The organism is Kribbella sp. CA-294648, from assembly GCF_050943845.1.
GTDB lineage: Bacteria > Actinomycetota > Actinomycetes > Propionibacteriales > Kribbellaceae > Kribbella.
The window spans coordinates 6,457,171-6,483,997 of sequence record NZ_CP191981.1; the positions used below are offsets into that span (position 1 = coordinate 6,457,171).

Below are 26,827 nucleotides of genomic sequence, written 5' to 3' on the forward strand. Positions count from 1 at the left end.
TCAGGAGGACAAGGCTCGGGGGTGGGAGGTGGCGTAGACCTCGCGGAGTTTGTCGACGGTGACCAGGGTGTAGATCTGAGTGGTGGTGACGGAGGCGTGGCCCAGGAGTTCCTGGACTACGCGGACGTCGGCTCCGCCGTCCAGGAGGTGGGTGGCGAAGGAGTGGCGCAGGGTGTGCGGGGAGATCTCCTTGTTGATGCCTGCTCGGGTCGCTGCGCGGCGTAGTACGGTCCAGGCGCTTTGGCGGGACAGGCGGCCGCCGCGGGCGTTGAGGAAGAGGGCGTGCGTCCCACGGCCTCTCTGCACGAGATCCGGCCGGCCACGCACCAGGTACGCCGACAGCGCGTCGCGGGCGTAGGAGCCGACCGGTACGACGCGCTCTTTGCTTCCCTTGCCGCGCAGGAGCACCGCACCGGTCTCCAGGTCGATGTCGTCCACGTCCAGCCCGACAGCCTCCGAGATGCGCGCACCCGTCCCGTACAGGAACTCCAGCAGCGCAGCATCCCGAGTAGCCAGTACTGCGGGCTCCGCCTCGGCCCCGGCCGCAGCAGCGAGGACCCGGGTCACCTCGTCAACCGACAGGGCCTTGGGTAACCGCTTCGGCGGGGTAGGCGGCTTCACTGCCGTCGCCGGGTCGACAGTAGTCAGCCCCTCCCGCAGGAGGAACTTGTGGAACCCACGGACCGCTACAACGGTCCGGCCCGCACTGGACGCGGTCAGTGGCGGGTGGTCGATGTCCCCCTCGCGCAGGCGCATCAGGAAGTCGCCGATGACGGCCTCGGAGATCCTGCCGAGGCTGTCGATGTCCACGCTCGCCAGGTAGGCGTCGTACCGGCGCAGGTCGCGGCGGTACGACGCCAAGGTGTTGGGGGCCAGCCCGCGCTCGACCGTCAGGTGGTCGAGGTACGAGCTGACCGCCCGGGTGATCTCCCGGCTCAGACGAGCACCTCGTCGAGCTTCAGCTGGTCCAGGTCGTGCGCGTCCGCGACCGGGCCGTAGGTGATGTGGCCGTCGTAGGTGTTCAGGCCGAGCGCGAGGCTGTGGTCCTGCTTCAGGGCCTCCCGCCAGCCCAGGTTCGCCAGCTCGACGGCGTACGGCAGCGTCACGTTGGTGAGCGCGTACGTCGAGGTGTTCGGTACGGCGCCCGGCATGTTGGCGACGCAGTAGAACAGCGAGTTGTGCACCCGGTAGACCGGGTCGGCGTGGGTGGTCGGACGCGAGTCCTCGAAGCAACCGCCCTGGTCGATCGCGATATCGACGAGCACGCTGCCCGGCTTCATCTGGGCGACCAGGTCGTTGCTGATCAGCTTCGGCGCCTTGGCTCCGGTGACGAGGACGGCACCGATGACCAGGTCGGCGTCGAGCACCGACCGCTCGATCTCGAAGGCGTTCGACGCGATCGTGCGCAGGTGGCCCTGGTAGGTCCGGTCGGCGTCCCGCAGCCGGGCGATGTTGCGGTCGAACAGCAGCACCTCGGCCTGCATGCCGAGCGCGATCGCGGCCGCGTTCATCCCGGCCACGCCGGCGCCGATGATGACCACCTTGGCCGAGTGCACGCCGGAGACGCCGCCCATCAGGATGCCGCGGCCGCCACCGTTGGCCATCAAGTGGTAGGAGCCCGCCTGCGGCGCCAGCCGGCCGGCCACCTCGCTCATCGGGGCGAGCAGCGGCAGCGAACCGTCCGGAAGCTGGACCGTCTCGTACGCGATCGAGGTGATGCCGGACTCCAGCAGCGCGGCCGTGGTTTCGCGGCTCGCCGCCAGGTGCAGGTAGGTGAACAGCACCTGCCCCCTGCGCATCCGGTGGTACTCCTCGGCCACCGGCTCCTTGACCTTCAGTACCAGTTCGGCCTCGGCCCAGACCTCGTCGGCGGTGGGGACGATCCGGGCGCCCGCCGCGACGAACTCTTCATCGGGGAGCAGCGAGCCGGTACCGGCCCCCTGCTGGATCAGAACCTCGTGGCCGTACCGCACGAACTCGTGCACACCGGCCGGGGTGATCGCCACCCGGTACTCGTGGTTCTTGACTTCCTTCGGAACTCCGACCTTCACAACTTGCCCTTCTTCCGTATCCAGGTGACGCCTCGGAGCAACTGCCATCCGAGTCGCCGGCGGCTCACGTCGTTGTGGTCCGCGGCCCGGGCGTTTCGAGGGGTTGGGAACGCCAGGTCGCTGCCGAGTGTAAGCCCGCCGGGTTCATACCACCTGACCGGTTGGTCTTGTTCTGACCGACGCGCGGGGGCGACCTGCGTCGGTCAGGTTAAATCTTTACCGCGCTCTTTCACACAAGGGTTTTCTTAACCCGTTCAGCTACTTTCCGGTACCCGCCCGGAAACCCCCGCGGAGGTTGAACGGCCAACGAAATCGCCTGCTGGACAGGAGATCCGCGGCGGCGGCCTACTCGTTGCTTGCGCAACCATCGTTGAGTGCGGGCCGCGGGTCAGGGATGCTTGCACCTGTCATCGTTGCCAGGTGAGGCGATCCAGGCTGGAATGGTGACAGCTCCGCCCGCTGTTGCCGTTGTAGAACTGTGTGTCGTTTTCGAGGGTGTCGACGAGAGGAGCAGGACGTGGCGGTCGATCTGGGACGGTTCGGAGTCTGGCACCAGGCGGACAAATGGGGTCCCGAGCTCGCCGCGGGGGTGGAGCAGGCGGGGTACGGGGCTCTCTGGATCGGCGCCTCGCCCGCGGCCGACCTGCGCGATGCCGAGGTGCTGCTGGCCTCGACCAGCTCGGTGGTGGTCGGGACGAGCATCGTGAACCTGTGGAAGGACGACGCGGCCCCAGTGGCCGAGTCCTACCACCGGCTGGAGGAGGAGCACCCTGGGCGGTTCGTGCTGGGCGTCGGCATCGGGCATCCGGAACGCGACCGGGAGTACAAGTCGCCGTACGAGTCGATCGTCGACTACCTGGACGCGCTCGACGACGGGAAGGTCCCGGCGGATCGGCGGATGCTGGCCGCGCTCGGGCCACGGGTGCTGAAGCTGTCGGCCGAGCGGACGGCCGGCGCCCTCCCCTACCTGACCACTCCCGAGCACACCCGGCGGGCCCGCGAGACGCTGGGTGCCCGCGCGCTGCTGGTACCGGAGCAGAAGGTGCTGCTCGAGACCGATGACGAGATCGCCCGGGCGGTCGCCCGCGACTACCTCGCGTCGTACCTCAAACTGAGCAACTACACGAGCAACCTGAAGCGACTCGGCTACACCGACGAGGACATCGCCAACGGCGGCAGTGACGAACTGGTCGACGCACTGGTGCTGCATGGGACGGCAGTGGAGATCGCCGAGGGCCTGCAGGCGCACCTGGACGCCGGCGCCGACCAGGTCGTCGTACAGCAACTCGGTAAGGAAGGTCCTGACCTGCTGCCGGGCTACGAGGCGCTTGCAACAGTGCTGCTCTAGCGCAGGGTGAAGTCCGCGAAGTCGAAGCCGGGCGAGACGATGCAGGAGACCAGTACCGGCTGATCTCCCGCTGGACGCGCAGCCTGCCAAGCACCCGCCGGTACTACGGCCTGCGGGTGCTGGCCGGCTTTAACGTCCGGTCCGAGCGTGATCGCGTCGGGCTCGGCCGGGTCGTCGCCGGTGCCGCCGAGTTCGAGTGTCAGCGGCCCACCCGAGTGCCACAGCCAGATCTCCGCTGACCGCACCCGGTGCCACCGCGACTCCTCCCCCGGGGCCAGCAGGAAGTAGATGGCGGTCGCACTGGCGCGCTGCCCGTCGTACCCGTCCGGCTGGAAGGACACGTCCGACCGCCAGGTCTCCCGGAACCACCCACCCTCCGGGTGCCGCTCCAACCCCAACACCTCTGCCAGCTCCGGCTGCCCGTCTGTCGCCATGCCACAAACGGTAATCGCCGTGACATCTCCGGCACCGGGTGGGCAGAGTTCGGGCATGAGCGATGTGGAACTGCCCAGCGACTACCACCGCCGGCTCCCGTACGGCGGCCGCCTGCCGCCCGACCCACTACTGGGCGGGCCGTTCTTCCCCTTCGACGGCGACCTGCAGGTGGTCCCGCTGGCAGAGCCGGTGCTACCTGAGCCGCCGCGCGCAGGCGAGCCCGGCGGCGCACCGTGCCCGACCTGTGCCGACCCGGAGCAAGATGCGATCTGGGGCGACGATCAGTGGCTGCTGAAGGCAGGTTTCGAGGCCACCGGCTTGCCGCTGGTCGCACTGCTGGTCCCGCGAGAGCACCTCCGCCTGGATGAGCTGCCACCAGACCTCACCGCCACACTCGGCCCCATGATCCAGCGGACCGCGGGCGCGATCCGCCGGATCCCAGCAGTCGGCAGGACACACTTCAGCCGCTGGGGCGACGGAAGTGAGCACTTCCACGTCTGGTTCCTGGCCAGACCACTCGGCATGATGCAACTACGCGGCCCGATGCTCGCCACCTGGAACGACCTCCTGCCGCGGGTCCCGGACGAGGAGTTCCTCGCCAACGCCCGCACAGTCGCCGCTGCCCTAGCCGAAACCTCAGGCACCCCACTCGGGAGAGCGGTCTAGAAACGGCTGACCCAGCGGGCTACTTCATGGCGGTGGCACCGGCCGTATCTCCGCACCTCGCAGCAGGCCGCTCCTTCCTGCAACGCGCTGTTGTGCTTCCCGACGCGCGGAGTAGCGGTTAGCGTGACGCTGCCGAAGTGCTGCGCGACCTGTGGGGCTTCGGTGCTGGCCACCGGCTGATCCCGAACGCCTTAGAGGAGAACCATCGATGAGAGCCACCAGTGTCATCGCCTGTGCGGCGCTGACCGTCGCAGGACTGCTGTCCACCACCGGTACGGCGCTGGCGCAGCCGGCCGCTGACCAGGCCACTCCGCCGACCACCAGCGGCCCGTGCGGCTACACCGCGACGCCCGAGGACCCGTCACCGCGGCCGGTGTCGTTGCCGCCGGACCCGCAGCCCACACCGAGCAAGGGCGTCGTGAAGGTGGTGCTGGCCACCAACCAGGGCCCGATGTTCCTGACCCTGGACCGGGCGAAGGCGCCCTGCACGGTGCAGAGCTTCCTGCACCTGGCCAAGAGCCGCTTCTACGACTTCACCACCTGCCACCGGCTGACCCTCTACGACACCCTCAAGGTGCTCCAGTGCGGCGACCCGTCCGGTACCGGTGAGCGCGGCCCGGGCTACTCGTACAAGGACGAGCTCCCCACCGACCTGCCGACCTGGCCGGGCGACCCGACCGGCGAGCGCAAGGTCTACGCCCGCGGCACCCTGGCGATGGCGAACGCCGGCCCGAACACCAACGGCAGCCAGTTCTTCCTGGTCTTCGCCGACTCCCGCCTGCGCCCGAACTACACCGTGTTCGGCACAGTCGACCGCCTCGGCCTCAAGGCCCTCGACAAGATCGCCGCGGCCGGCGTCAAGCCCACCGCCGAAGACCCGGCCCCGGTAGACGGCGCTCCCGTCCGCAAGACCGACATCCTGGTAGCCCGCGCCCTGGGCCACTGAGTAGCTCCAAAACTGGTGGCCGCGGGGGCAATCCCTGCGGCCACTGCCGTTTCAGGCGGTCAGCAAGACCGGGGACAAGGACTTGAGGAAGTCCTTGGCGTCGAAGATCTTGCCGGCTGAGGTGACGCCGGTGACGTGGGTCTGGTTGGTCAGGATGCGGTGGGTGGCTTCTACGACCAGCGGAGCGGTGATGGCGTAGATGTCCTGGCCGCGGGCGGTGATGCGGCGTTCGGCGTCGCCTGCGCGGACTACTACGTCAACCACGAAGGTCTGGTCTGAGCGGCCCTGGTCATCGACGGCTACCGGCGCCGGGGTGTCTTCCCCGGCCAGGTCCCGGGCAGCTTCGACCGCCATGTAGTTGCGAACCTCAGGAATCGCCAGGTGGCTTGGCACGGTGACCACGTCGGCCATGGTGAACTCCGCGACCACAGCACGCTTCCCCAGTGGCTCCGGGAACTCCCAGTCCTGCTGCACGGGCTTGTCTTCGTGGTACTGCAGCTCGCCATCCCGGAAGCGCACCCGCTGGCCAGCACGGCGCTGGTGGGACACGGCCCCCGCAGTACGCGTGCCCTGTGTCGGGTGCCAACTGGTCAGCCCGTAAGCGATGTGCGCCTCGTCAGCACTGGTCCAGTCGCCCATAGCCGCCGTGACGAGCAAGTCGCCCAGCCCACCGAAGAAAGCCATCGCCGGTACTACGGGAACGCCCGCCTCCCGAGCCGCCTCCGCATAGTCGGCGAACGTCCCGGCATTCGCCTCGATCTCCGCCGCGACGTCGAGGTACGGGATGCCCGCACGCAAAGCGGCCTCCACCAACGGCCCCGCGGTGACAGCGAACGGCCCCGCACTGTTGATGACCGCATCGGCACCGGCAAGCGCCCGGTCCAACGACTCCGGGTCGTCCGCCGTGGCAGCTCGCACGGACAGGCCGTCCCATTCCTTGGCCAGTCCTTCGAGCCGCGCCGCATCCCGACCGGAGAGGATCGGCGCGTAACCCCGCTCGATGAGCTCGGCGACGATGAAGCGCCCGGTGTGCCCGGTCGCTCCGTAGACCACGACTGTCTTCGCTGTTTGCATGCCTCAACTCTCGCCGACATCGGCCACCGTCAGTGAGTGTCCGGAACGCCATCATGCGTACACTTTCGGACATGCACACGATCGCACTGGCCACGGCCGGCCATCTCCTGCATTTCGAGCTGGCCGTGGCCTACGAGATCTTCCGCACGCCCCCGGACGAACTCCCCCGCGCCGACTGGTACGACGTACTGCTGTGCGGCCCCGAACCGCTGGAGATCGGGCCTTTCACGCTCGAGCCGGAGTACGGGCTGGAACGCCTGCTCACCGCTGACACCGTGCTCGTCCCGGCCTGCGCCGACGTCGGCGTACCGCCACCGGCCGAACTCGTCGAAGCCCTCCGCGCGGCTCACGAGGCGGGTGCTCGCATCGCGTCCCTCTGCACGGGAGCGTTCGCACTCGGCGCCGCCGGGCTGCTGGACGGCCGCCGCGCCACCACTCACTGGGCTCACACGGAAGACCTCAGCAGCCGCTTTCCCAAGGCGCTCATCGACCCGGACGTGCTCTACACGGACAACGGCAGTGTGCTCACTGCAGCCGGCAAGGCGGCAGCGGTCGACCTCTGCATCCACCTGATCCACCTGGACCACGGCGCCATCATCGCTAACACCGTCGCCCGCCGCCTCGTCATGCCTCCCCACCGGCCTGGCGGCCAGGCCCAGTTCGTGGCCACTCCCATGCAGCCCTCCGGCGACCACCTGCTGGCCGGCCTGCTCGCCTGGACCCAGGAGCGCCTCGACGAGCCGCTGACCGTCACCGACCTGGCCAAGCAGGCCAACATGAGCACCCGCAACCTCGGCCGCCAGTTCCGCGCCGTCACCGGTCAGACGCCACTCCAATGGCTCCTCACCCAGCGCGTACGCCGCGCCCAGGAACTGCTGGAGTCCACACCTCAGAGCATCGAGTCAGTAGCCATCGCCACCGGCATGGGCACAGCCACCACACTCCGCCGCCAGTTCAAGCGAGTCGTAGGCGTCCCACCCGACACGTACCGCCGTACCTTCCAAACCACCTGACCGGAGACCTCAGATCGACTGGTCCGCCACCCAAAACCTCACCTTCGACCGCCACAACGTCCCCGAAGGCGACCACTTCACCACTTCACCTGCCGCTACGAAGCCTTCCGCACAGACCCCCGAACCGAACCCCCGCAAAACCAAGTGGGAGGTCGAACTGAACATCCGCCTCCAGTTGTGAGTGGACGAAGGCGATGTCGTCCCGCGCGATAGGTTGATCCCGTGGACGAGCCGCTCATCGCACGGGGATTCTGGGGGCCGCGGCGGGAGACGCCGGATCAGGTCGCCGACAGGTTGCTCGCGTTTCTCGCCGGGCTGGACGAAGTGGTCGGGGAGAGTGTTCGGTGGTCGTCTCCCGAGTCTTCGGGGCAGCCGCTCGCCGAGCCGGGACATGCCCGGCAGGTGATTTCCGACGCGTTCCGGGCGAACACCGATGCTCCGCAGCTCGGGATCAATCAGGCGTACGACGGGAGTGGGCAGCGGGTCCACAAGTTCCGGATCAGCATGGGCGTGGGGCGATACTCCGAATCCCCAGGCGCGCACAACTCGTTCGTGCTGCGGTGGGCCGGGGCCGAGGATCTCGCGGACCCGATCCTGCGCCAGGTCGTCACGGCTTGGGATCCCGACTGGGGCAATGTGACCTCAAGGTCTCTCAGGGACGCTCTGGGCGGCCTGCAACCTGCCGGGAAGCCGGGGCCGGACATCGGGTACCTGAACTACCTCTCCGAGGGCAGGGCGCAAGCCTTGCCAGGTGGCTTGGACCGGCAGATGGTCAAGCTCGACGACGGCGGCGTCATCATCGGCTCGGGCAAGAGCGGCGACCTCCCGCCAGTGGAGCAGACCGCCGAGCTCGCCAAGGTGCTCAGCCCCACCCCAGCCTTCGCCCCAACGCCAACCACCCGCAGCAAGCTCTAGCTCCGCGGCCCGCCTCGAGGGGTGTCGAGGCACCGCACCGCGAAGCGGTTCTCAACTCGATCGGAGACCGGATGACCGAGCTGACCACCGAACGCCTACTGATCAGGCAGTGGCAGGACGCTGACTACGAACCGTTCGCGGCAATGAACGCCGACCCAGCTGTCATGGAGCACTTTCCGGCGTTGCTGACTCGGGCAGCCAGCGACGAGATCGTCGACCGGCTCAGATCCGCGATCGACCGTCGGGGCTTCGGATTCTGGGCAGTCGAAATAGTGCAGACCGGCCGGTTCATTGGCTTCACCGGACTGTCGGTGCCGAGCCCCGAGGCACCGTTCCGCCCCGGCGTCGAGATCGGATGGCGGCTGGCGAAACAGGCCTGGGGCCACGGCTACGCGACCGAGGCGGCGCAGGCCTCGCTGGCCTACGCGTTCGGGTCCGCCGGACTGGACGAGGTGATGTCGTTCACCACGACGACGAACAAGCCGTCCCAGCGAGTCATGGAGCGGATCGGCATGACGCACAACGAGACCGACGACTTCGACGACCCGCGGCTGCCCATCGGGCACCCACTGCGTCGACACGTGCTCTACAGGATCACCCGCGCACAGTGGCAAGCGTGACGGCGCCCTACCCCATCCGGCCACAGCCCGCTTACCCCGGTCACGCTGTGACTCGCACAGACCTGTCAACCAGGCGATCTCGTCGCCCTTCCGAACGCCGGCCCTGGACACCAATGGGCTTCAGCTCCCCTGGCGTGGCTGGAACGTATCGCCTTCGCCATCGCGCGACGAAGGAGCGCCAAACACCGGGGTGGGTGGGAGCGTGCCCGCGATGCAGGAGCGGGCGTCGGAGGCTGCGTGGGGTCAGTCTTTGGCCGGCCAAGGGGAGTCGGCTGGGCGGAGGTTTTCGAAGCCGGGGCCGTTGAGGGCTGCCCAGGCTGCTAGGGCTCCCATCACCAGGATCGGGTTGTGGAGGTCGCCGGCCAGTACTGCGCCCACGACGTCGACCAGAGGCGCCCAGACGGTCTCCATGTCGGCTTCCTCGTGGAGACGGTCATAGGTCTCAGACGCCTCCGACAAGTCCCGTGCCAGGAAGATCCGCACGGCCTCGTTGGTCAGCCCCGGCGACGTGAAGGCGTCCACCAGCACTCGCCAGTCGGCTGCCTTGGTCGCCGCCTCCTCCCAGAGCTCTCGCTCAGCCCCGAGCCGGTACTCCTCCCCCGCCACATCCAGCAGACCAGCAGGCGGCTCCAACAACCGGTGGCCGATCGGGTGGCGGTACTGGCGCACCAGCAGCATCCGGTTGTCCGAGTCGAGCGCCACGACCCCGACAGCACCCGGATGCACCACCACGTCCCGTACGAAGGTGTCGCCACCGTTGGGCGGCACCACCTGGTCGCGGCGGACCGAGATCACCCGGCCGGTCGAGTGCACGACCTCCGACGACGAGACCTCCCACGACTCCGGGGAGTCGGCCAGCCCGGCGCCGAAGCGGAGTACCGGGTGGTCGCTCATCGCGCCTTCGCCGTCTCGGCCGCGGTGGCCCCAGACTCGGCGGCCCCGGACCCGGTGGCCTTGGACTCGGCAGCCTTCCCCTTGGCCGCAGGCTTGGCGGCAGCCGGCTTGGCGCCAGCAGCAGGGGCAGCACCACCAGCACTAGCACCAGCAGCACCGGTGGCAACCGGGACGTCCTCGACGGGCAGCCGGGACTCGCGCTGGCGGACCAGGGCGGCCGAGATCAGTCCGGAGAACAGCGGGTGCGGCTTGGTCGGCCGCGAGCGGAGCTCCGGGTGTGCCTGGGTGGCGACGAAGTACGGGTGCAGTTCGCGGTCCAGCTCGATGAACTCGACCAGCTCGTTGTCCGGCGACGTGCCGCTGAACACCAGGCCGGCCGCTTCCAGCTTGTCGCGGTAGGCGTTGTTGACCTCGTAGCGGTGCCGGTGCCGCTCCTGGATCGACGGCGTGCCGTACAGGCTGCGGACGATCGAGCCTTCGGCCAGGTTCGCCGGGTACAGGCCGAGCCGCATCGTGCCGCCGAGGTCGCCGGTGCCGTCGACGATGTGCTTCTGCTCCTCCATCGTCGCGACCACCGGCTGTTCCGCGTCCACGTCGAACTCGCTGGAGTTCGCCTCCACCAGCCCGGCCAGGTCGCGGGCGACCTCGATCACCATGCACTGCAGGCCGAGGCACAGTCCGAGGATCGGGATGCCGGTCTCGCGGGCGTACCGGATAGCGCCGATCTTGCCTTCGATGCCGCGGACCCCGAAACCGCCGGGGATGCAGACCGCGTCGACGTCACCGAGCAGCCGCGCGGCCGCCTCGGGCGTGGCGCACTCGTCGGAGGCGATCCAGCGCAGGTTGACCTTCGCGTCGTTGTCGAACCCGCCCGCGCGCAACGCCTCGGCGACCGACAGGTACGCGTCCGGCAGGTCGATGTACTTGCCGACCAGGGCCACCGTGACCTCGTCCGCCGGCTGGTGCACGACCCGGAGAAGCTCGTCCCAGCGGGTCCAGTCGACGTCGCGGAACGGCAGGTTCAGCCGCCGTACGACGAACGCGTCCAGCCCTTCGCCGTGCAGCACCTTCGGAATGTCATAGATCGAAGGCGCGTCCGGCGCGGCCACCACGGCCTCGACGTCGACGTCGCACATCAGCGAGATCTTGCGCTTCACCCCGTCCGGGATCGGCCGGTCGGCGCGGCACACGATCGCGTCGGGCTGGATACCGATCGAGCGCAGGGCCGCGACCGAGTGCTGGGTCGGCTTGGTCTTCAGCTCACCGCTCGGACCCATGTAGGGCACCAGCGAGATGTGCAGGAAGAACACGTTGTCGCGGCCGACGTCGTGCCGGACCTGGCGGGCGGCCTCGAGGAACGGCAGCGACTCGATGTCGCCGACGGTGCCGCCGATCTCGTGCAGCACCACGTCCACGTCGGCGCCGGCCATCGCCAGCATCCGTTCCTTGATCTCGTTGGTGATGTGCGGGATCACCTGGACGGTGTCGCCCAGGTACTCACCGCGGCGTTCCTTCGCGATCACCGACGAGTAGACCTGGCCGGTGGTGACGTTGGCGACCTGGGAGAGGTCCCGGTCGAGGAACCGCTCGTAGTGCCCGATGTCCAGGTCGGTCTCGGCGCCGTCGTTGGTGACGAACACCTCGCCGTGCTGGAACGGGTTCATGGTGCCGGGATCCACGTTGAGGTACGGATCCAGCTTCTGCATGGTGACCCGGATGCCCCGCGCCGTCAGCAGACTGCCGAGGCTTGACGCCGTCAGCCCCTTGCCGAGACTGGAGGCCACGCCACCGGTGACGAATACGTGCTTGGTCTGCTGCCCGAACGAAGCTCTGTCCACGGGCTTTTAGCCTACCTCTTGTCAAGCAGTGGTCGCGACGAGACCCGCGTAGATGTCGAGCAGATTCTTCGCCACCTCGTCCTCGTCCGGCCATCCTGAGGCCAACTTCAGGCCTTCCGTCCGCATAGCGGCCGCTTTGTCCGGATCAGAAAGAATTTCCTGTACTCCGGCCGCAAGCCCGGGCGCGTCGCCAGGAGCAGCCAGTACTGCGCTATCGCCCACCAACTCCGGTACGCCGCCCACCGCCGTCGCCACGACCGGTACGCCGGACTGGAGCGCCTCCTGCAGCACCAGAGCGCGCGCCTCCCAGTGCGAGGTCAGCAGGAACACGTCAGCTGCACCCAGCAGGTCGGCCACGTCACTCCGGTGACCCAGCAACCGCACCGGGAGTGACTCAGCGTCGATCCGGGCCTGCAGGTTGTCCCGCAGCGGCCCGTCTCCGACGACGGCGAAGACCACATCCGGGTCCTGCGCAGAGACGGCTGCCGCCACCGACAGCAGCGTCGGGTAGTCCTTCTGCGGAGCCAGGCGGCCCACTGAGAGCACCAGAGGCTTGTCCCCCAGCCCTAGCTCGGCCCGGACCGCAGCAGCCGGCGTACGGACCTCTGGGAGCGCCGGAGCCGCTACTGGCGCTAGCTGAGCCTTCCGTGCGCCCAGCGAGCGGGCGAGCTCCACCAGGTCGCTAGACGCTCCTAGAGTCAGGTCTGCCCCGCGAGCCACCAGCCGCTGGCCAAGCCGCATGACGACTCCCCGCGGCCCAGTGGTCAGTACTGCGTTGTGCCACGTGACCACGAGCGGCCGTAGACGCGACCGGTCGCGCAGGGCCGCAGTACCGGCTCGGTAGCCGTGCGCGTGGATCACGTCGCAGCCACGCAGTGCAGCCGCTTGTACGACGACAGTGGCGTCGCCGAAGTCGAAGTGTTCCGCAGTACCGGGTGGAGCGCAGACGACGACCTCATGGCCGGCTGCCAGGTAGCGGGGCACCAGTGAAGCGACGTGCTGCCCGATCCCTCCCCGGGACTCCGCCAGCAGCAGGCCGATCTTCATGACGTCTCCTCCACAGCAGTTGGGACACCCCGGCGCAGCAGCGCACGGGCGTCCGGACGGTCCAGCGCGACCGCGACCCCGGCGTACACGATCACGACGGCCAGGCCGGACAGTACCGAGAACAGCAGCGCAGTCGGCCAGCCACCGCCCTCAGCCGGCAGAGCAACCAGCCACCCAGCAGCTCCAGCCAGTACTGCGCCCGCAAGTGCGGCCAGCGTTGCGCGGCGCAGCCCACTGAGCACACCAGGACCCGCCACTCGTCGCAAGACCACAAGCAGCGCAACTGTGCCCAGCACCATGCCAACCGACATGGCTGCCGCCAGAGCGCCTACTGCGTCCACACCGTCCCAGCGGAGAGTCAGCAGTACTCCGGCCACTGCAACGACCAGCCAAGCTCCGCCCGTCACCAGAGCGACCTGCCGTCCGGCATGACGGGCGTAGAGCACTCGCCCGACATGCATCAACAGTCCGAACGCGATGATCGCCGGGGCGAAGGCAACGAGTCCTGCCGCCAGCGACGAGGCCTGCGTCTCCTGCACCGCGCCGTCGTTGTAGGCGAAGATGCGGGCCACCGGAATCGCAGTACCCACCAGCAGCGCGGCACCGGCACCGCCGGCCAGCATCACCGCGCGGGTCGAGGTTGCAGCGAACAGGTCGAACCCTGCCAGGTCACGAGCCTCGAAGGCCGCGGCCAGTCGAGGGAACACCGCAGTGGTGATCGGCACGGCCAGTACTGCGTACGGGAGCAAGTAGATCGCGTTGGCCCACATGTAGACGGCAATGCTGCCTGCTGCGCCACGGTGGTTGGCCAAGTAGGTGGTGACGACGAAGGCGAGCTGCTGCGCTACCAGTACTACGAGGCCTGCGGCAGCGAGCTTCCGTAGTACTGGGCCTACACCGGGGTCGAGACGGAGGGTCGGCTTGATCGGCAGGCGCAGCAGGAGCATGGGGACGAGGACGGTGAGAGCTAGGGCGAAGACCCCGGCAGTAGTGCCCCAGGCGAGCAGATCGGCCGCTCCCTGCGACGCCTGGTCGGCAGTAGGAGCTGCAGCGGCGAAGAGGAAGTAGGTCGCGACGACAACCAGGCTGGAGATCAGCGGGGCAACAGCACCGGCGGCAAAGCGCTTGTGCGACTGCAGCACTGCCGTCGCCACCACGGTGATCGCGTAGCCGAAGACCTGCGGCACGAAGATCAGCAGCATGCGAGTCGCTGTGCTGCCGGAGCCAGCACACTCTGGTCCGGCATCCAGCATCGCCGATGTGTACTGCGAGGCGAAAAGCCAAGCCAGCAAGGCGAACGGCGTCAGCAGCACCAGCGACCAGGTGAGCAGCGCGCCGATGATCCGGCCTTGTGCGGCACGATCACCACGAGCCACCGGCCCGGCCAGCACCGGAATGACCGCACCGGCCAACGCCCCGCCGACAACAATCTCGAAGACAACGTTCGGCAGTTGGTTGGCCGTCGCATACGCATCAGCCAGACACCCGGCACCAACAGTCTTCGAAAAGACCAACCACCGCCCAAACCCAACCACCCGCGCCAGCACGGTAACGCCGGCAACCAACAAGGCGGCCCGAGCAATCCGCCCGCCTGTGCTCACCGGGGTCGTCGGCCCCACTGGTCGATCTTGTCCAGGACCGGGGTGTTGGCGATCACCTTGGTGAAGCTGACCTTCTCGCTGGCCAGGTTGAGCGCCAGCACGGCACCCAGGGCCAGCACCTTCAACGGGCGCGGCAGCGAGGACGCCAGCGCAGTACCGGTGATCGCGCCGAGTCCGTTGGCTCCGCAGTCACCAAGCATCGACCGCTCACCCAGATCCGACGGCGCAGCAGCGGCAGCAGCGCCGACCACAGCGGCCGCCGGGCCACCGGCAACCAACGCAACCGGAGCGCTCACCGCGGTGATGCCTTTCAACGCCCGACCAGGCCGAAGATCCAGCAAATTGGCGAGGTTCGCAGTACCGGCGATCAAGGCGCCATCGGCAACAATCTCGACAACGGCACCAAAACCCTTGGAGCGACGAGGCAACAAAGCAGCCGCCGCCAGACCGGCAGCACCGACGCCGAGGATCTTCACCGACCCGCTCGTCACCTCACCACGACGCAACGCAGTCAGATGACCGCGGAATCCCTTGGTTTCGGTCGCTCCGGCCAGATCGTCATAGGCGCCGACAGCGCCCGACACCGAGCCCGCCAAAAGAGCAGCAGCCTTGACCCGTCCGTCCGCGCGACCAGCCGCAACCCCAGCCAACGCACCGAGCACCGCAACCGGACCTTCCAGCAACGTGACCGTCTCGCCCCGATGATTGGTCCGCTCGAACGGCTCGCGCTGCTCCTTCGGCAGCTTCGAAGCCGCGCGCCCCAGACCAGCCGTCGCGGCAGCGCCGATCACCGCACCCAGCAAACCCATCTCAGTTGTTGCCCTTCACCATGTCGGCCGACGGCGCGACGCCGTTCTTCGCATCCACTCCGCCGTACTGGCCGGCCTTGCCGCCCGCCTGCTCGACCAGCGCGAACACCACCGTCATCTGACCGCTCGGGATGTTCGCGACATCGACCGAGGACAGCGCCTTGGTCGCGTCGGAGTCACCGCGCAGCGCCTTCAGCAGGCCGCCGTTCTGCGCCGATTCCGGCATCCCGGCGACCACCACACCGGCGCTGCCCGCATCGAGGCCTTCGGTGAAGTCCACCGCGTCGTTGTACGACGCGTTGTCCGGGGCCGGCGCCGGCGGCTTGGCCGCGACCACGACGACCAGGCTGGCCCGGTCCTTCGGGTTCTTCAGCGAGATCAGCTTGGCGCTGGCCAGCCCGCTGACGATCTTGGACGAGTCCGCGTCGAACGGCTTGGCCTCCTCACGCGCCGCGACACCGCGGGCCAGGATCATCCCGGCCCGCTGGTAGGTGTTGCTGTCGGCGGGGAAGCTGATGTCGCTGGTGACGAGGTCGTTCACCAGCGGCTCGACCAACTGGCGCTGTCCGGGATCGAACAGCTTGCTGTCCAGCGCGACCCGGGTGGTGACCTGGCCGCCGGCCCGCTCGATCGACTCCTGGATGGAGTCCGCCATGTCCCCGGCCGCACCCGGCATCATCACCAGCGCGATCCGCTTGTTGGTCAGCTTGCCGTCGGTCAGGCCGGCGGTCACCTTGGCGAAGAAGTCGTCGCGGTACTTGTCCAGCGCCTTGGCCTGCAGCAACTGCTCACGCTGTTGCTCGACGGTGTCCCGGTCCTTGTTGGCCTGCGCCTGGACCACGTCGCTGGCGGTGCCCTTCAGCGGCCCGGCACCCAGCACCACACCGGCGCCGAGGGCGAAGAAGATCGCCACGATGGAGACGATGTGGTAGCGAAAGTCGATCACGTGAACAGCTCCCGGATCCAGTAGACGAAGTCGTTCCAGCGCGCCCGCAGGATCGACCAGAGCACGTCGTCGGCGCCGATGGCGACCATCGCCACCCCGAGCGCGAACAGGCCGGCCGCGATCAACGCGGCCACCTGGAAGGACGACACCCGGCTGCGGTACAGCCGGCCGACGCCCTTGGCGTCCACCAGCTTCGCCCCCACGCGGAGCCGGGTGATGAAGGTGCTGGCCATCCCGGAGCGCCCCTTGTCGAGGAACTCCACCAGCGAGTTGTGGGTGCCGACCGCGACGATCAGCGAGGCACCCTTGGAGTCGGCGAGCAGCATCGCGACGTCCTCGCTGGTGCCGGTGGCCGGGAACTCGATCGAGTCGACGCCGAGCCGCTCCAGCCGCTCGGACCCTGGCGCGTGACCGTTGCGGTAGGCGTGCACGACCACTTCGGCCCCGCACTTGAGCGTCTCGTCCTTGACCGAGTCCATGTCGCCGACGATCAGGTCGGGCACGTAACCGTTCTCCACCAGGGCATCCGCACCACCGTCGACCCCGATCAGGACCGGCCGGTACTCGCGGATGTACGGCCGCAGGGCCACCAGGTCCTCGCGGTAGTCGTAGCCGCGCACGACGATCAGCACGTGCTTGCCGTCCATCGCCGTGTGCACAGCCGGTACGCCGACGCCGTCCAGCAGCAGGTCGCGCTCCTGGCGCAGGTACTCCAACGTGTTCGCGGTGAACGCCTCGAGCTGGGTCGACAGGCCCGCACGGGCGTCGTCCATCAACTGCGCGACGGTCTGGCTGTCCTGGACGAGCCCCTTGGCGACGACTTCCTCACCGCGGTACAGGACGCCGTCGTGCAGGCGGACCCGCTCGCCCTCGTGCAGGACCGAGAAGACCTCGCGGCCGACCCCGTCGACCAGCGGGATGCCCGCCTCGACCAGGATCTCGGGGCCGAGGTTCGGGTAACGGCCGCTGATCGAGTCGGCCACGTTGACGACCGCGGCGATCCGGCAGTCCACCAGCGCCTCGGCGCTGACCCGGTCCAGGTCGACGTGGTCGATGACCGCGATCTCCCCCGGCTTGAGCCGTTTGGTGAGATTCTTGGTACGCCGGTCGAGCCGGACCACCCCGGCGATCCCGGGCAGTTCAGTTGGGCGTGCTCTCCGCAGGCTGGGCAGTTTCATCGCTTACTCATCCTGCCATGTCAAGAGCCTTCCACCCGCCTTTTCGGCGGTCGCCCCGGTGACAGCGGGTCAAATCATCCTTTTGAACCAGGACTCAGCTCACTGCTTTTCTTCTTCTTTGTCTTCACATGACGCTGGGCAGCGAGAGCGAGAAGTTCTTCCGCGTGGGCCTGCGCGGCATCGGAGTTCTCCAGCCCGGCCATCATCCGGGACAGTTCCTTCAGCCGGGCGTCGTCGTCCAGCGCGACCAGTCCGCTGGTGGTGACCGAACCGTCATCACTCTTCAGCACCACCGCGTGACGGTCCGCGAACGCGGCCACCTGCGGCAGGTGCGTCACCACGATCACCTGCGCCTTCTCCGCCAGCCGGGCCAGCCGCTTGCCGACCTCGACCGCGGCCCGTCCACCGATGCCCGCGTCGATCTCGTCGAACACCAGCGTCGGCACCGGATGCGTGTCGGACAGGATCACCTCGAGCGCCAGCATCACCCGCGAGAGTTCACCGCCCGAAGCGGCCTTCTGCAACGGCCGCGCCGGACTGCCCGGGTTCGCCGCGAAGCAGAACTCGATCTCGTCCGCCCCGAACGGCCCCGGCGAGGTCTCGTGGACCTCCACGGTCAGCGTCGCGTGCGGCATCGCCAGCCCGCTCAGCTCCTCCGACACGGCCACGCCCAACCGGGCCGCCGCCTCGCGGCGCGCAGTACTGACCTGGTCTCCGAGATCCTTCAGCTGGGCGCGCAGTTCCGCCAGCTCGGCGTTGAGCTGCTCGACGCGCTCGTCGCTGCCTTCCAGCTCGGCCAGCCGGGCCGCGGATCGCTTCGCCCACTCCAGTACTTCGTCGACCGTACCCTCCTCTGCACCGTGCTTGCGGACCAGCGCGGTCAGCAGCGCACGCCGCTCGCTCACGACGGCCAGCCGGGCCGGATCGGTGTCCACATCCGCGGCGTACGACGAAAGCTCGCCGGCCAGGTCAGCCGCGAGATAACCGAGCTCGCTCGCGCGATCGGCCAGCTCGGCCAGCTTCGCGTCGTGCTCACGCTCCGCATCCAGCGCCTGCTTGGCCAGTGAGAGCAGACCCAGCACGTCGCTAGGCCGGGTCGACTCCAGGTCTTCCGAGGCGAGCGCGTCGGCGGCGGTGGTGGCCGCAGTACGGAGGCCGTCCGCGTATGCGAGCCGCTCCTCCTCGGCAGCGAGCTCCACGTCCTCACCAGGCAAAGGCTCCGCCTTGGCGATCTCCTGCAGCCCGAACCGCAACAGATCCGCCTCGGCGAGCCGGTCGCGCTCGCGGGTGGTCAGCTCGGTCAGCTCGGCCTCGATCTCCCGATGCCGCTTGTACGCCGTCGCGTACTCGCCCAGCGGAACCAGAACCGGCTTGCCCGCAAAGGTGTCGAGCGTCTCGCGCTGCCTGGCCGGCTGCAGCAACCGCCACTGATCGGCCTGGCCGTGAATCGCGACCAGGTCGCCGGACACCTCGGCCAGCACGGACACCGGTACCGAAGCGCCACCCAGGAAGGCCCGCGACCGGCCCTCCGACGACAACTCTCGCGCGATCAGCAACTCGTCGTCGTCCAGCTCGCCGCCACGATCCTCGGCCTGCTGCACGATCGACCGCGGTACTCCGCTCGCCCGCCCCTCGACCCGGGCCCGCCGAACACCGTGCCGGACCAAGCCGCTGTCGGCGCGACCGCCGAGCAGCATGTTCACGCCGGTCACAACCATCGTCTTACCGGCCCCGGTCTCGCCGGTGACCGCGGTGAAGCCCGGATCGAGCTCCAGCGTGGCGTCCTCGATCACGCCCAGTCCGGTGATGCGGATCTCCGAGAGCACTTTACATCTCCTCTGGTGAACTGCTGTCACGCTCTGCGTCTGGGTTGCGGTCTCGTTCGGCGCGGCCGCGCCAGCCGAGGACCGGCAGGTCGAACTTCGCCACCAGCCGGTCGGTGAAGGACGCCTCGTGCGCCCTCGCCAGCCGGACCGGCCTCTTGCCGCGCCGGACCTGGATCCGCGCGCCCGGCGGCACCTCGACCATCCGCCGGCCGTCACACCACAGCACCCCGCGGCCGTGCCAGGCGGCGATCAGCTCGATCGACAACTGCGACGTCGGCGCCACCACGATCGGCCGGGAGAACAACGCGTGCGCACTGAGCGGGACCATCAGGATCGCCTCGACCTCCGGCCAGACGATCGGTCCACCGGCCGAGAACGCGTACGCCGTACTGCCGGTGGGCGTCGCGACCACCACCCCGTCACAGCCCCAGCGCGACAGCGGCCGGCCGTCGACCTCGACCATCACCTCGAGCATCTTCTCCCGGGCCGCCTTCTCCACACTGGCCTCGTTCAGCGCCCAGGTGTCGAAGATCAGCTCGTCCTCGTGCCACACGTCGACCGCGAGCGTCATCCGCTCCTCGACCGTGTAGCTGCGCTCGACCACGACATCGACGATCCGCTCCAGGTCGTCCCGCTCGGCCTCGGCGAGGAACCCGACGTGGCCGAGGTTCACTCCCAGCACCGGCGTACCGTGCGGGCGGGCCAGCTCGGCGCCGCGCAGGATCGACCCGTCGCCGCCGAGCACGATGATCAGCTCGACGTCCTGGGCGGCCTTGTCCGGGTCGTCGACGATCTCGACCGGGTCGAGTTTCATCGCCTCGGCCTCGATGGCGAGCAGCCGGATCACCAGTCCGGCGTCGGCCAGCAGCCGGTGTGCCTCGCGGGCCACCTCGACGGCCAGGTCACGGCCGGTGTGCGTCACCAGCAGCACGCGCCGGGGCTCGGACGCCGGGTCAACCACAGGGACCTGCCCTTCCTACATCGGTACAGCACTGATCGGTACCGCTCACTGCGGGCCGCTCTCGATGGCGGTCCGGAGCATCGTCTCATCGAGCGGAGGCGCAGTACGCCGTATCCACAGGAAGTATTCGACATTTCCTGACGGACCCGGCAGCGGACTGGCCGCCACCCCCGCCACTCCCCAGCCCAGCTCGGCCGCTTTCCGGGCCACGCCACGGACGGCGTCGGCGCGCAGTACCGGGTCGCGGACGACGCCACCCTTGCCGAGCCGTTCCTTGCCGACCTCGAACTGCGGCTTCACCATCAGCATCAGCTCGCCGTCGGGCTTCACCACACCGAGCAGCGCGGGCATCACCAGGGTCAGCGAGATGAAGCTCAGGTCGCTGACAACCAGGTCGACGGGCTCGCCGCCGATCGCGTCGAGAGTGAGCGTGCGGACGTTGGTCCGGTCCATCACGGTCACCCGGTCGTCGGTCTGCAGCGCCCAGACGAGCTGGCCGTAGCCGACGTCGACGGCAATCACGCTCTCCGCACCGTTCCTGAGCAGCACGTCGGTGAAGCCGCCGGTGGACGCACCCGCGTCAAGACACCGCCGACCTTTCACCTGTACTTCGGTGAACGCCTCGAGCGCACCGATGAGCTTGTGCGCACCGCGCGACGCGTACCCCGGATCGTCCGTCTCGGACGTGTCGACCAGGATCGGCGCATCCGCACCGACCCCCGTCGCCGGTTTCGTCGCCACCGTCCCGGAAACCTTCACCTTGCCGGCCATCACCAGCTCACTGGCATGATCCCGCGACCGCGCCAGCCCCCGGCGGACCAGCTCAGCATCCAGCCGGGACCGCTTCACCCCTTTAGCCATGGTCCCCCGCGGTCATTCAACCCCGGTCGCCATGCTCGGCGTCCGCCTCCACCAAAGCACTCTGCAACCGCTCATGCAGCTCCGCAAAAACCTCCGCATGCTCCCCCACCGGCCGCTCCCGCAACCCTTCCAACCGCCCCATAGTCTCCTCAACCAACGGATGCACCCCATCTTCACCAGCTTCCGGCACAGCCGCAGCCGCAGCGTCCTGAGGCGCAGCCGCCGCAGCAGCCGGACGCGGAGCAGCCGCAACCGCCGGATCAGCAGCTGCAGTAACAGCAGGCGCAGACATCTGCTCCCCGCCCGGCCGCGCAAACCCCTGCCCAGGCCTCGGCACGGCCCGCCCAAACGCCTGCCCCGGCGTAGGCACCGCAGCAGGCACCGAAGGCGCAGCTACCTCTTCGGCCGCCGCAGGCTCATCAACAGGTTCCGCGGGCTCCTCCGCAGCAGGCTCGTCGGTGGGCCAGTCTTCTGGGCCGTCGTCTACGTAGGAGTGGGTTTCCAGGGATGCTTCGAAGGCTTGTTCTGTGTCTTCGGCGGGTTCCGGGGTCGGGTCGCCGTAGACGGTGAAGCCCGCGAGTAGCGGGTCCGTGTGCGGGCGGCCTTGCAGCGTCGGGTTGACCCAGTTGCTCGGGCGGTACTGCGACTCCGGTTCGGGCTCGGAGTCGTAGTCGGGCTGGGACTGTTCGTCGGGTTCGGGCTCGTAGCCCGGCTCGACGTCGGGGTCGACTGCCGGGGGGAACTGCTCGCCGGGGTAGTCGGTCACGTCACGCCTTCTTCGCCGGGGCCTTCTTGGCCGTCTTCTTCGCCACGGACTTCTGCGCCGTGCTCTTCGGCGCAACCGTCTTCTTCGCGGCCGTCTTCTTGACCGGCGGCGTCTTCACGGCCTTCTTCGCCGCCTGCTTGCCCGGCGCACCTTCCAGCAGCGCGTCGCCCGCCGGCGCATCCCCGATCGGTGCCGTGGCCGCCACCGGCGCGGAGCCCGCAGCCGTCGCCGCGTTGGCAGCAGCCGCGGTCGCAGCCGCCAGGGCGTCACGGGCGTCGGCCAGCTCGCGCTCGAGCCCGTCCACGCGCCGGCTCAGCGCGCCGACCTCCTCGGACCGGACGAAACCGAGCCGCGCCACCGCGCCCTCGACCTCGTTCGCCACGATCGCCTGCAGCAGCTGGCGGTTGCTCTTGCTGGTGGCAACGATCTCCTCGGCCAGGTCGCTCACCTTGGTGGTCACCCCGGACGTCAGCGCGTCGGCGCCGGTCTGCTGCAGCAACGCCTTCGCGGCCTGCTGGGCCCGCTGCTTGGTCACCTCGGTCAGCCCGTTCGCCAGCTGTACGTAGCCACGCAGTGCATCCATCACCATGACAAACCTCCGTGCTCGATTCTGTCCCGCCCACCGCAGCGGTCAGGCCCGGTTGCAGCCACGGTATCGCGCTGTGCCCTTATTACCAGTCCACCCATGCTTTCCCCGGCCGGGCTATTTGCTCAGCCCGACCCGGTGCAGCGCCTCGTCGATCTTGATCGACCCGGGCTCCGGCGCGGGCTTCGGCAACGGCCGCCGCCCCCGCGAAGCGCTCTTGGCCGTGCTCTTCGCCACCGGCTTGGGCGGCGAGTCCACCGCTGCCCAGGTCGCCGACAGGATCGCCCGCAGCCCGTCGTACGGCTCGCCTTCGCCAGTCACGGCCACCGCGCCGTCGACGACCGACGCCGTCCAGCCTTTGCAGCTGTGCTTCGCCCCGTCGACCGTCACGCCCGGGTGCTTCTCCCGCAACGCGCCCAGCCCGGCTCCGATGTACGTCGGCCGCTCGTTCTTCGGCGCAGCCGCCAAGTCATGGGCATCGTGCACACCGGTCGCCACCCAGAGGCTGGCGATCCCGACCGCGTGCGCGCCGGCGATGTCGGAGTCCAGCCGGTCCCCGATCATCAACGGCCGCTCGGCCTTCAGCCGCTCGATACTCGTCTCCAGCAGCGGCGGCTCAGGCTTGCCGGCCACCACCGGATCCACCTCGACCGCCGCGCGAATCGCCTGCACCAGCGTCCCGTTCCCCGGTGCCTTGCCGCCCGCGGTCGGGATGGTCAGGTCGAGGTTCGTCGCGTACCACTTGGCGCCCTCGTTGATCGCGTGCGCGCCGTCCGCGAGCATCACCCAGTTCACGTCCGGGTGGAAGCCCTGGACGACGGCCACCGGGTTCGCGTCGCTGGATCGCACCGGCCGCAGCTCGTACTCCTCGAGCGCCGCGATCAGCCCTTCGCCACCGACCACGAGCACCGGCGAACCCTTCGGGAACTCCTTCGCGATCAGCTTTGCCGCCGCCTGCGCGGAAGTGACGACGTCCTCGCCGATCACGTCCAGCCCGAACGACGCCAGGTGCTCGGCGACCACCGAGGCCGGCCGGCTCGCGTTGTTGGTGATGTACCCGATCCGCAGACCCTCCTTGGCCGCCTTGCGCAGATTCTCCGGCGCGTCCGGCACCGGATCCGGGCCGACGTACACGACGCCGTCCAGATCGAGCAGCGCCACGTCGTACCGGCCGGCGAGCGGTTCGTCACAAGCGGACAGTGGAGCGGGCGATTCCGGTGTCCTGGTCATGCTTCCCCCCGTACGATGCCGCCCATGTCAGAAGCGTCCGCAAGCGTGCTACGGCTCGAGCCGCTGCGGGCCTGGCGGTTCGTCGCGGGCAAGGTGCGAACGCTCGGCGCGGTGACGTCGCCGCCGTACGACGTACTGGAACCCGCCATCGTCCGGCGGCTGACTGACTCTGATCTCCACAACATGGTGAGGCTCATCCTTCCACGCGATCCCGAGCTGGGTCCCGGCCGGTACGACGAGCCCGCGCACAGGCTGTCCACCTGGCAACGCGACGGGGTGGTGATCCAGGACCGCGAGCCTGCGCTCTACGTGTACGAGCAGCGGTTGCAGGGCGCCGTACTGTGCGGCCTGGTCGGTTCGCTGGTGCTCGATCCGGCCCGCAAAGTGGTGTTGCCGCACGAGGACGTGATGCCGCACTGGGTCGACGACCGGCTGGAACTGATGGAGGCCACGGACGCCGACCTGGAGCCGATCCTGCTCGCGTACGCCGGCGGGAGCCGGGAGAGCAACTTCGTCAGCGATGCCGTGGACGAGGCCCGTTCGGGCGAACCGTGGCTGGTCGCCGACACCGAGAACGGCGCCCACCACCAGATCTGGCGGATCGACGACCCGGTCGTGCTGACCAAGATCGCCGATGAGCTCGCCACCCACGAGGCGCTGATCGCCGACGGCCACCACCGGTACGCGGCGTACCTGGAACGCAATCGGCGCGAACCCGACCGCGACGGCACCGAAGTCGGCCTGGCGATGCTGGTCGACAACGACCGCCACCCACTGACCCTCGACCCGATCCACCGCGTCGTCCCAGGCCTCACGCTCGACGTAGTCCTGTCCCGTACGCCGCCTGGCTGGCAGGTGCTCCCCGGACGAGTAGAGGGCGTGCCTGACCGCATCGCCATCACTGACGGCACCTCCTGGGTGACACTGCAGTCCACAGAGGGTCAGGTGACTCCCACCGTCGCCCTGCTGCACAGAGAGCTGCTCCCAGCCTGGGGAGTCCCCGCAGACGAGATCACCTTCCACCACGCCCTAGCGGACGCAGTAGCCCTAGCCAGCCCTCAGCAGGCCGCCGTAGAGCTTGTAGCCCCCCGCATGGACCAGGTACTCCGCTCAGCCGTCCGCGGCGTAGTACTCCCCCAAAAAGCCACCTCCTTCGGCCCCAAACCCCGAGTAGGCCTCCTCTTCCGCATGCTCAGCTGAATCACAGCCCCGGAACGACAAACGGCCCGGGCAGCCGGCGGATCTCTCCACCAGCCACCCGGGCCACTCATTCCCTACGCTCACCTACCGCAGCATCCTGCGCCCAGCCAGCTCAGTCCTTCGCCTTACCGTCCTCAGCTTCGACATCGTCAGCCTCGTCGTCGTCCGCAGGAGCAACCTCGTCACCGACCTCGACGTCAGCGGTGTCTTCGTCCTCGTCGCCGTCGTCCGCAGCGTCCTCGTCGTCCGCGACGTCGCCGTTGTCGTCCGCCTTGGCGTCGGGCTCGATGTCGGCCGTGTCCTCGGCCTCGTCGTCTTCAGCCTCGTCGTCCTCGGGGTCGAGGTTGAGGTCTGCTTCGTCGAAGGTGATCAGCTCTTCTTCCTCGTCGTCCAGGTCGGTGAACTGGAGGCCTTCGAGTTCGGCGGCGCGTTCGGCGGCTCCGGTCGAGCCGTCCGCGTCGGCGCCGGCGGCGCGGTGGAACCAGATCAGCGCTTCCTCGATCCGGCCCGCCTCGGCCAGCGCGTCGGCGTACGCGTAGCGCAGCCGCGGCAACCACTCGGCGCGAGTCCGCTTGGTCAGCTCCGGGACCTCGAGCGTCTGGATCGCCGCCGCCGTCTGGCCCATGTCGCGCCGGGCGCCGGCCGCCACGATCAGCATCTCGATCTGCGAACCCTCTTCGAGCCCGACGACCTGCTTCTCCCGCGACAGCGCCAACGCCTTCTCCGGCCGTCCGAGCGCACGCTCGCAGTCGGCCATCGCCGGCAACACCTCGTGGTTGCCGGTCATCCGCCGTACCGCACGGAATTCCGTCAACGCCTCGTCATAGTGCTCCGACAGATAAGCCGTGACAGCCACAGCCTCCCGTACTCCGCCCAGCCGCGCCGCGAGGCGTCGCGCCGTCTTGGCGTGCTGGTAGGCGAGCTCGGGGTCGGAGTCCAGCAGTTGCCCGGACGCGACCAGGTGCTGCGCGACCAGGTCGGCCAGCGTGCGCGGCAACGACCGCAGCTCGGCCTTCACCCCACGGTCGAGCTCCGCACCGGTGATGCCGGCCGGAATGACCGGATCGTCCTTGCGCGGACCGACCCTCTCCTCGTCCTGACGCCCGCTCCCGCGACCACCGCGCTCGCGGTCGTCCCGCCGGCCACCGCGCTCCTCGCGACGGGGCCCGGACCGGTCATCGCGACGCGGTCCACGGTCGTCACCTCGAGGAGCCGGCCCCTGGTACCCGGTCCGATCATCCCGTCGCGGCGCAGACCCGGTCCGGTCATCACTCCGCGGCCCAGTCCGCTCGCCACCCTTGAACCCGGTAGGCCGACCATCCCGAGGCGGCCCAGTCCGAGCCCCACCCTGATACCCAGTCCGAGGAGCCCCACGATCATCCCGCCGAGGCGCAGCCCCACGGTCATCACGACGCGGCGCAGCACCCCGATCGTCACGCCGAGGCGCGCTGCGCTCATCACGGTTGTACCCACCGCGGTCATCCCGCTGCGGCGCACCCCGGTCGTACCCACCACGATCATCACGACGCGGAGCACTGCGCTCATCCCGGCTGTAACCACCACGGTCATCCCGCTGCGGCGCACGGTCATCGCGACGCGGAGCACTCCGCTCGTCACGGCTGTATCCGCCACGGTCATCGCGGCGGGGCGCACTGCGGTCATCGCGGTTGTACCCGCCACGGTCGTCACGGCGCGGAGCGCTGCGGTCGTCGCCGCGAGGTGCGGAGCGGCCGTCGGAGCCTAGAGAAGAACGGTCATCGCGGTTGTAACCACCACGCTCATCGCGGTTGTATCCCCCACGATCATCCCGACGGGGAGCGCTGCGGTCGTCGCGACGCGGGCCGCGGTCGTCGCCACGGCTCGGCAGCTGACCGCGGAACGGGTCGCGGCCAGGCTCGCTCTTGTCGTCCCAGCGCGTGTTCCGCTTGGCCGGCGGCTTGTCGTCCCGCCGCGGTGCGGACCGGTCGTCACGACGCGGAGCCGAGCGATCGTCCCGCGAGTAACCCGACTTCCCGG

Annotated in this window: 26 protein-coding genes; 7 read left to right on the forward strand and 19 right to left on the reverse strand. The window is 69.0% G+C overall.

Going from position 1 to position 26,827, the window contains the following annotated elements:
• Entirely contained in the window at window positions 1-939 is a 939-nt protein-coding gene (xerD, locus tag ACQPYM_RS30470; protein WP_433023421.1) for a site-specific tyrosine recombinase XerD, read from the reverse strand.
• Window positions 936-2,051, reverse strand: coding sequence for an alanine dehydrogenase (gene ald / locus ACQPYM_RS30475; RefSeq protein ID WP_433007409.1), 1,116 nt, complete (start codon window positions 2,049-2,051; stop codon window positions 936-938). Before ald ends, xerD begins: the two co-directional genes overlap by 4 nt.
• Before the next feature lie 517 nt (window positions 2,052-2,568).
• Here ald and ACQPYM_RS30480 point away from each other — a divergent pair.
• Window positions 2,569-3,399, forward strand: a complete 831-nt coding sequence (locus ACQPYM_RS30480; RefSeq protein ID WP_433007411.1) for an LLM class F420-dependent oxidoreductase — start codon at window positions 2,569-2,571, stop codon at window positions 3,397-3,399.
• Here ACQPYM_RS30480 and ACQPYM_RS30485 read toward each other — a convergent pair.
• Window positions 3,396-3,833 (reverse strand): cupin domain-containing protein, encoded by a 438-nt coding sequence (locus tag ACQPYM_RS30485; protein ID WP_433007413.1) that lies wholly within the window; start codon window positions 3,831-3,833, stop codon window positions 3,396-3,398. The genes ACQPYM_RS30480 and ACQPYM_RS30485 overlap by 4 nt on opposite strands.
• Before the next feature lie 55 nt (window positions 3,834-3,888).
• Here ACQPYM_RS30485 and ACQPYM_RS30490 point away from each other — a divergent pair, with 55 nt between their 5' ends.
• Both ACQPYM_RS30490 and ACQPYM_RS30495 read left to right on the forward strand, forming a co-directional pair.
• Window positions 3,889-4,500 (forward strand): hypothetical protein, encoded by a 612-nt coding sequence (locus tag ACQPYM_RS30490; protein WP_433007415.1) that lies wholly within the window; start codon window positions 3,889-3,891, stop codon window positions 4,498-4,500.
• A gap of 208 nt (window positions 4,501-4,708) precedes the next feature.
• Window positions 4,709-5,446, forward strand: a complete 738-nt coding sequence (locus ACQPYM_RS30495) for a peptidylprolyl isomerase (protein ID WP_433007417.1) — start codon at window positions 4,709-4,711, stop codon at window positions 5,444-5,446.
• 51 nt (window positions 5,447-5,497) lie between these two features.
• Here ACQPYM_RS30495 and ACQPYM_RS30500 read toward each other — a convergent pair whose 3' ends face one another.
• Window positions 5,498-6,520, reverse strand: a complete 1,023-nt coding sequence (locus tag ACQPYM_RS30500; RefSeq protein ID WP_433007419.1) for a saccharopine dehydrogenase family protein — start codon at window positions 6,518-6,520, stop codon at window positions 5,498-5,500.
• A 71-nt stretch (window positions 6,521-6,591) separates the two neighbouring features.
• Here ACQPYM_RS30500 and ACQPYM_RS30505 point away from each other — a divergent pair, with 71 nt between their 5' ends.
• From ACQPYM_RS30505 to ACQPYM_RS30515, 3 genes are all read left to right on the forward strand, one after another.
• Window positions 6,592-7,533 (forward strand): helix-turn-helix domain-containing protein, encoded by a 942-nt coding sequence (locus tag ACQPYM_RS30505; protein WP_433007421.1) that lies wholly within the window; start codon window positions 6,592-6,594, stop codon window positions 7,531-7,533.
• Window positions 7,534-7,755: 222 nt separating this feature from the next.
• Window positions 7,756-8,448 carry a hypothetical protein gene (locus ACQPYM_RS30510; RefSeq protein ID WP_433007423.1) on the forward strand — a complete coding sequence of 231 codons (693 nt, stop codon included), beginning with the start codon at window positions 7,756-7,758 and terminating at the stop codon, window positions 8,446-8,448.
• A gap of 71 nt (window positions 8,449-8,519) precedes the next feature.
• On the forward strand, window positions 8,520-9,068 hold the full coding sequence (locus ACQPYM_RS30515) for a GNAT family N-acetyltransferase (protein WP_433007425.1): 549 nt from the start codon (window positions 8,520-8,522) through the stop codon (window positions 9,066-9,068).
• A 243-nt stretch (window positions 9,069-9,311) separates the two neighbouring features.
• Here ACQPYM_RS30515 and ACQPYM_RS30520 read toward each other — a convergent pair whose 3' ends face one another.
• The 13 genes from ACQPYM_RS30520 to ACQPYM_RS30580 all read right to left on the reverse strand — a co-directional run bounded on the left by ACQPYM_RS30520 (window position 9,312) and on the right by ACQPYM_RS30580 (window position 23,611).
• Window positions 9,312-9,962 carry an NUDIX domain-containing protein gene (locus tag ACQPYM_RS30520; protein ID WP_433007427.1) on the reverse strand — a complete coding sequence of 217 codons (651 nt, stop codon included), beginning with the start codon at window positions 9,960-9,962 and terminating at the stop codon, window positions 9,312-9,314.
• Complete coding sequence (locus ACQPYM_RS30525) at window positions 9,959-11,800, reverse strand: CTP synthase (RefSeq protein WP_433007429.1); 1,842 nt, start codon at window positions 11,798-11,800, stop codon at window positions 9,959-9,961. Before ACQPYM_RS30525 ends, ACQPYM_RS30520 begins: the two co-directional genes overlap by 4 nt.
• A gap of 21 nt (window positions 11,801-11,821) precedes the next feature.
• Complete coding sequence (locus ACQPYM_RS30530; RefSeq protein WP_433007431.1) at window positions 11,822-12,847, reverse strand: glycosyltransferase family 4 protein; 1,026 nt, start codon at window positions 12,845-12,847, stop codon at window positions 11,822-11,824.
• The gene (murJ, locus tag ACQPYM_RS30535; RefSeq protein WP_433007433.1) at window positions 12,844-14,361 is read right to left on the reverse strand and encodes a murein biosynthesis integral membrane protein MurJ; all 1,518 of its coding nucleotides are present in this window, start codon (window positions 14,359-14,361) and stop codon (window positions 12,844-12,846) included. The genes ACQPYM_RS30530 and murJ overlap by 4 nt, the downstream gene beginning before the upstream one ends.
• 83 nt (window positions 14,362-14,444) lie before the next feature.
• Window positions 14,445-15,257: a hypothetical protein gene (locus tag ACQPYM_RS30540; protein WP_433007434.1), complete on the reverse strand. Its 813-nt coding sequence runs from the start codon at window positions 15,255-15,257 to the stop codon at window positions 14,445-14,447.
• Window position 15,258: 1 nt separating this feature from the next.
• Window positions 15,259-16,203: a copper transporter gene (locus ACQPYM_RS30545; RefSeq protein ID WP_433007436.1), complete on the reverse strand. Its 945-nt coding sequence runs from the start codon at window positions 16,201-16,203 to the stop codon at window positions 15,259-15,261.
• The gene (steA, locus tag ACQPYM_RS30550; protein WP_360286496.1) at window positions 16,200-17,381 is read right to left on the reverse strand and encodes a putative cytokinetic ring protein SteA; all 1,182 of its coding nucleotides are present in this window, start codon (window positions 17,379-17,381) and stop codon (window positions 16,200-16,202) included. The genes ACQPYM_RS30545 and steA overlap by 4 nt, the downstream gene beginning before the upstream one ends.
• Window positions 17,382-17,455: 74 nt before the next feature.
• On the reverse strand, window positions 17,456-19,207 hold the full coding sequence (gene recN, locus ACQPYM_RS30555) for a DNA repair protein RecN (RefSeq protein ID WP_433007438.1): 1,752 nt from the start codon (window positions 19,205-19,207) through the stop codon (window positions 17,456-17,458).
• A 1-nt stretch (window position 19,208) separates the two neighbouring features.
• The gene (locus ACQPYM_RS30560; RefSeq protein ID WP_433007440.1) at window positions 19,209-20,168 is read right to left on the reverse strand and encodes an NAD kinase; all 960 of its coding nucleotides are present in this window, start codon (window positions 20,166-20,168) and stop codon (window positions 19,209-19,211) included.
• 45 nt (window positions 20,169-20,213) lie between these two features.
• Window positions 20,214-21,029: a TlyA family RNA methyltransferase gene (locus ACQPYM_RS30565; RefSeq protein ID WP_433007442.1), complete on the reverse strand. Its 816-nt coding sequence runs from the start codon at window positions 21,027-21,029 to the stop codon at window positions 20,214-20,216.
• A gap of 16 nt (window positions 21,030-21,045) precedes the next feature.
• Window positions 21,046-21,795, reverse strand: coding sequence for a hypothetical protein (locus ACQPYM_RS30570; RefSeq protein WP_433007444.1), 750 nt, complete (start codon window positions 21,793-21,795; stop codon window positions 21,046-21,048).
• Between the two features lies 1 nt (window position 21,796).
• Window positions 21,797-22,384 (reverse strand): phasin family protein, encoded by a 588-nt coding sequence (locus tag ACQPYM_RS30575; RefSeq protein WP_433007446.1) that lies wholly within the window; start codon window positions 22,382-22,384, stop codon window positions 21,797-21,799.
• A 114-nt stretch (window positions 22,385-22,498) separates the two neighbouring features.
• Window positions 22,499-23,611: an HAD-IIA family hydrolase gene (locus ACQPYM_RS30580; RefSeq protein WP_433007448.1), complete on the reverse strand. Its 1,113-nt coding sequence runs from the start codon at window positions 23,609-23,611 to the stop codon at window positions 22,499-22,501.
• Between the two features lie 24 nt (window positions 23,612-23,635).
• Here ACQPYM_RS30580 and ACQPYM_RS30585 point away from each other — a divergent pair, with 24 nt between their 5' ends.
• On the forward strand, window positions 23,636-24,811 hold the full coding sequence (locus ACQPYM_RS30585; RefSeq protein WP_433007450.1) for a DUF1015 domain-containing protein: 1,176 nt from the start codon (window positions 23,636-23,638) through the stop codon (window positions 24,809-24,811).
• A gap of 112 nt (window positions 24,812-24,923) precedes the next feature.
• On the opposite strand, the gene ACQPYM_RS30590 is transcribed toward ACQPYM_RS30585, so the two are convergent.
• On the reverse strand, window positions 24,924-25,829 hold the full coding sequence (locus ACQPYM_RS30590) for a hypothetical protein (protein ID WP_433007452.1): 906 nt from the start codon (window positions 25,827-25,829) through the stop codon (window positions 24,924-24,926).
• Window positions 25,826-26,473, reverse strand: coding sequence for a hypothetical protein (locus ACQPYM_RS30595; protein ID WP_433007454.1), 648 nt, complete (start codon window positions 26,471-26,473; stop codon window positions 25,826-25,828). The genes ACQPYM_RS30590 and ACQPYM_RS30595 overlap by 4 nt, the downstream gene beginning before the upstream one ends.
• Window positions 26,474-26,827: the final 354 nt, after the last annotated feature.

Bases quoted from the DNA above. Each gene is read 5' to 3' on its own strand.
- ACQPYM_RS30485 (WP_433007413.1), bottom strand. From the start codon at position 3,833: ATGGCGACAGACGGGCAGCCGGAGCTGGCAGAGGTGTTGGGGTTGGAG.
- ACQPYM_RS30490 (WP_433007415.1), top strand. From the start codon at position 3,889: ATGAGCGATGTGGAACTGCCCAGCGACTACCACCGCCGGCTCCCGTAC.
- ACQPYM_RS30495 (WP_433007417.1), top strand. From the start codon at position 4,709: ATGAGAGCCACCAGTGTCATCGCCTGTGCGGCGCTGACCGTCGCAGGA.
- ACQPYM_RS30500 (WP_433007419.1), bottom strand. From the start codon at position 6,520: ATGCAAACAGCGAAGACAGTCGTGGTCTACGGAGCGACCGGGCACACC.
- ACQPYM_RS30505 (WP_433007421.1), top strand. From the start codon at position 6,592: ATGCACACGATCGCACTGGCCACGGCCGGCCATCTCCTGCATTTCGAG.
- ACQPYM_RS30515 (WP_433007425.1), top strand. From the start codon at position 8,520: ATGACCGAGCTGACCACCGAACGCCTACTGATCAGGCAGTGGCAGGAC.
- ACQPYM_RS30520 (WP_433007427.1), bottom strand. From the start codon at position 9,962: ATGAGCGACCACCCGGTACTCCGCTTCGGCGCCGGGCTGGCCGACTCC.
- ACQPYM_RS30530 (WP_433007431.1), bottom strand. From the start codon at position 12,847: ATGAAGATCGGCCTGCTGCTGGCGGAGTCCCGGGGAGGGATCGGGCAG.
- ACQPYM_RS30540 (WP_433007434.1), bottom strand. From the start codon at position 15,257: ATGGGTTTGCTGGGTGCGGTGATCGGCGCTGCCGCGACGGCTGGTCTG.
- steA (WP_360286496.1), bottom strand. From the start codon at position 17,381: ATGAAACTGCCCAGCCTGCGGAGAGCACGCCCAACTGAACTGCCCGGG.
- ACQPYM_RS30565 (WP_433007442.1), bottom strand. From the start codon at position 21,029: ATGGCTAAAGGGGTGAAGCGGTCCCGGCTGGATGCTGAGCTGGTCCGC.
- ACQPYM_RS30575 (WP_433007446.1), bottom strand. From the start codon at position 22,384: ATGGTGATGGATGCACTGCGTGGCTACGTACAGCTGGCGAACGGGCTG.
- ACQPYM_RS30580 (WP_433007448.1), bottom strand. From the start codon at position 23,611: ATGACCAGGACACCGGAATCGCCCGCTCCACTGTCCGCTTGTGACGAA.
- ACQPYM_RS30585 (WP_433007450.1), top strand. From the start codon at position 23,636: ATGTCAGAAGCGTCCGCAAGCGTGCTACGGCTCGAGCCGCTGCGGGCC.
- ACQPYM_RS30595 (WP_433007454.1), bottom strand. From the start codon at position 26,473: ATGACCGCAGTGCGCCCCGCCGCGATGACCGTGGCGGATACAGCCGTG.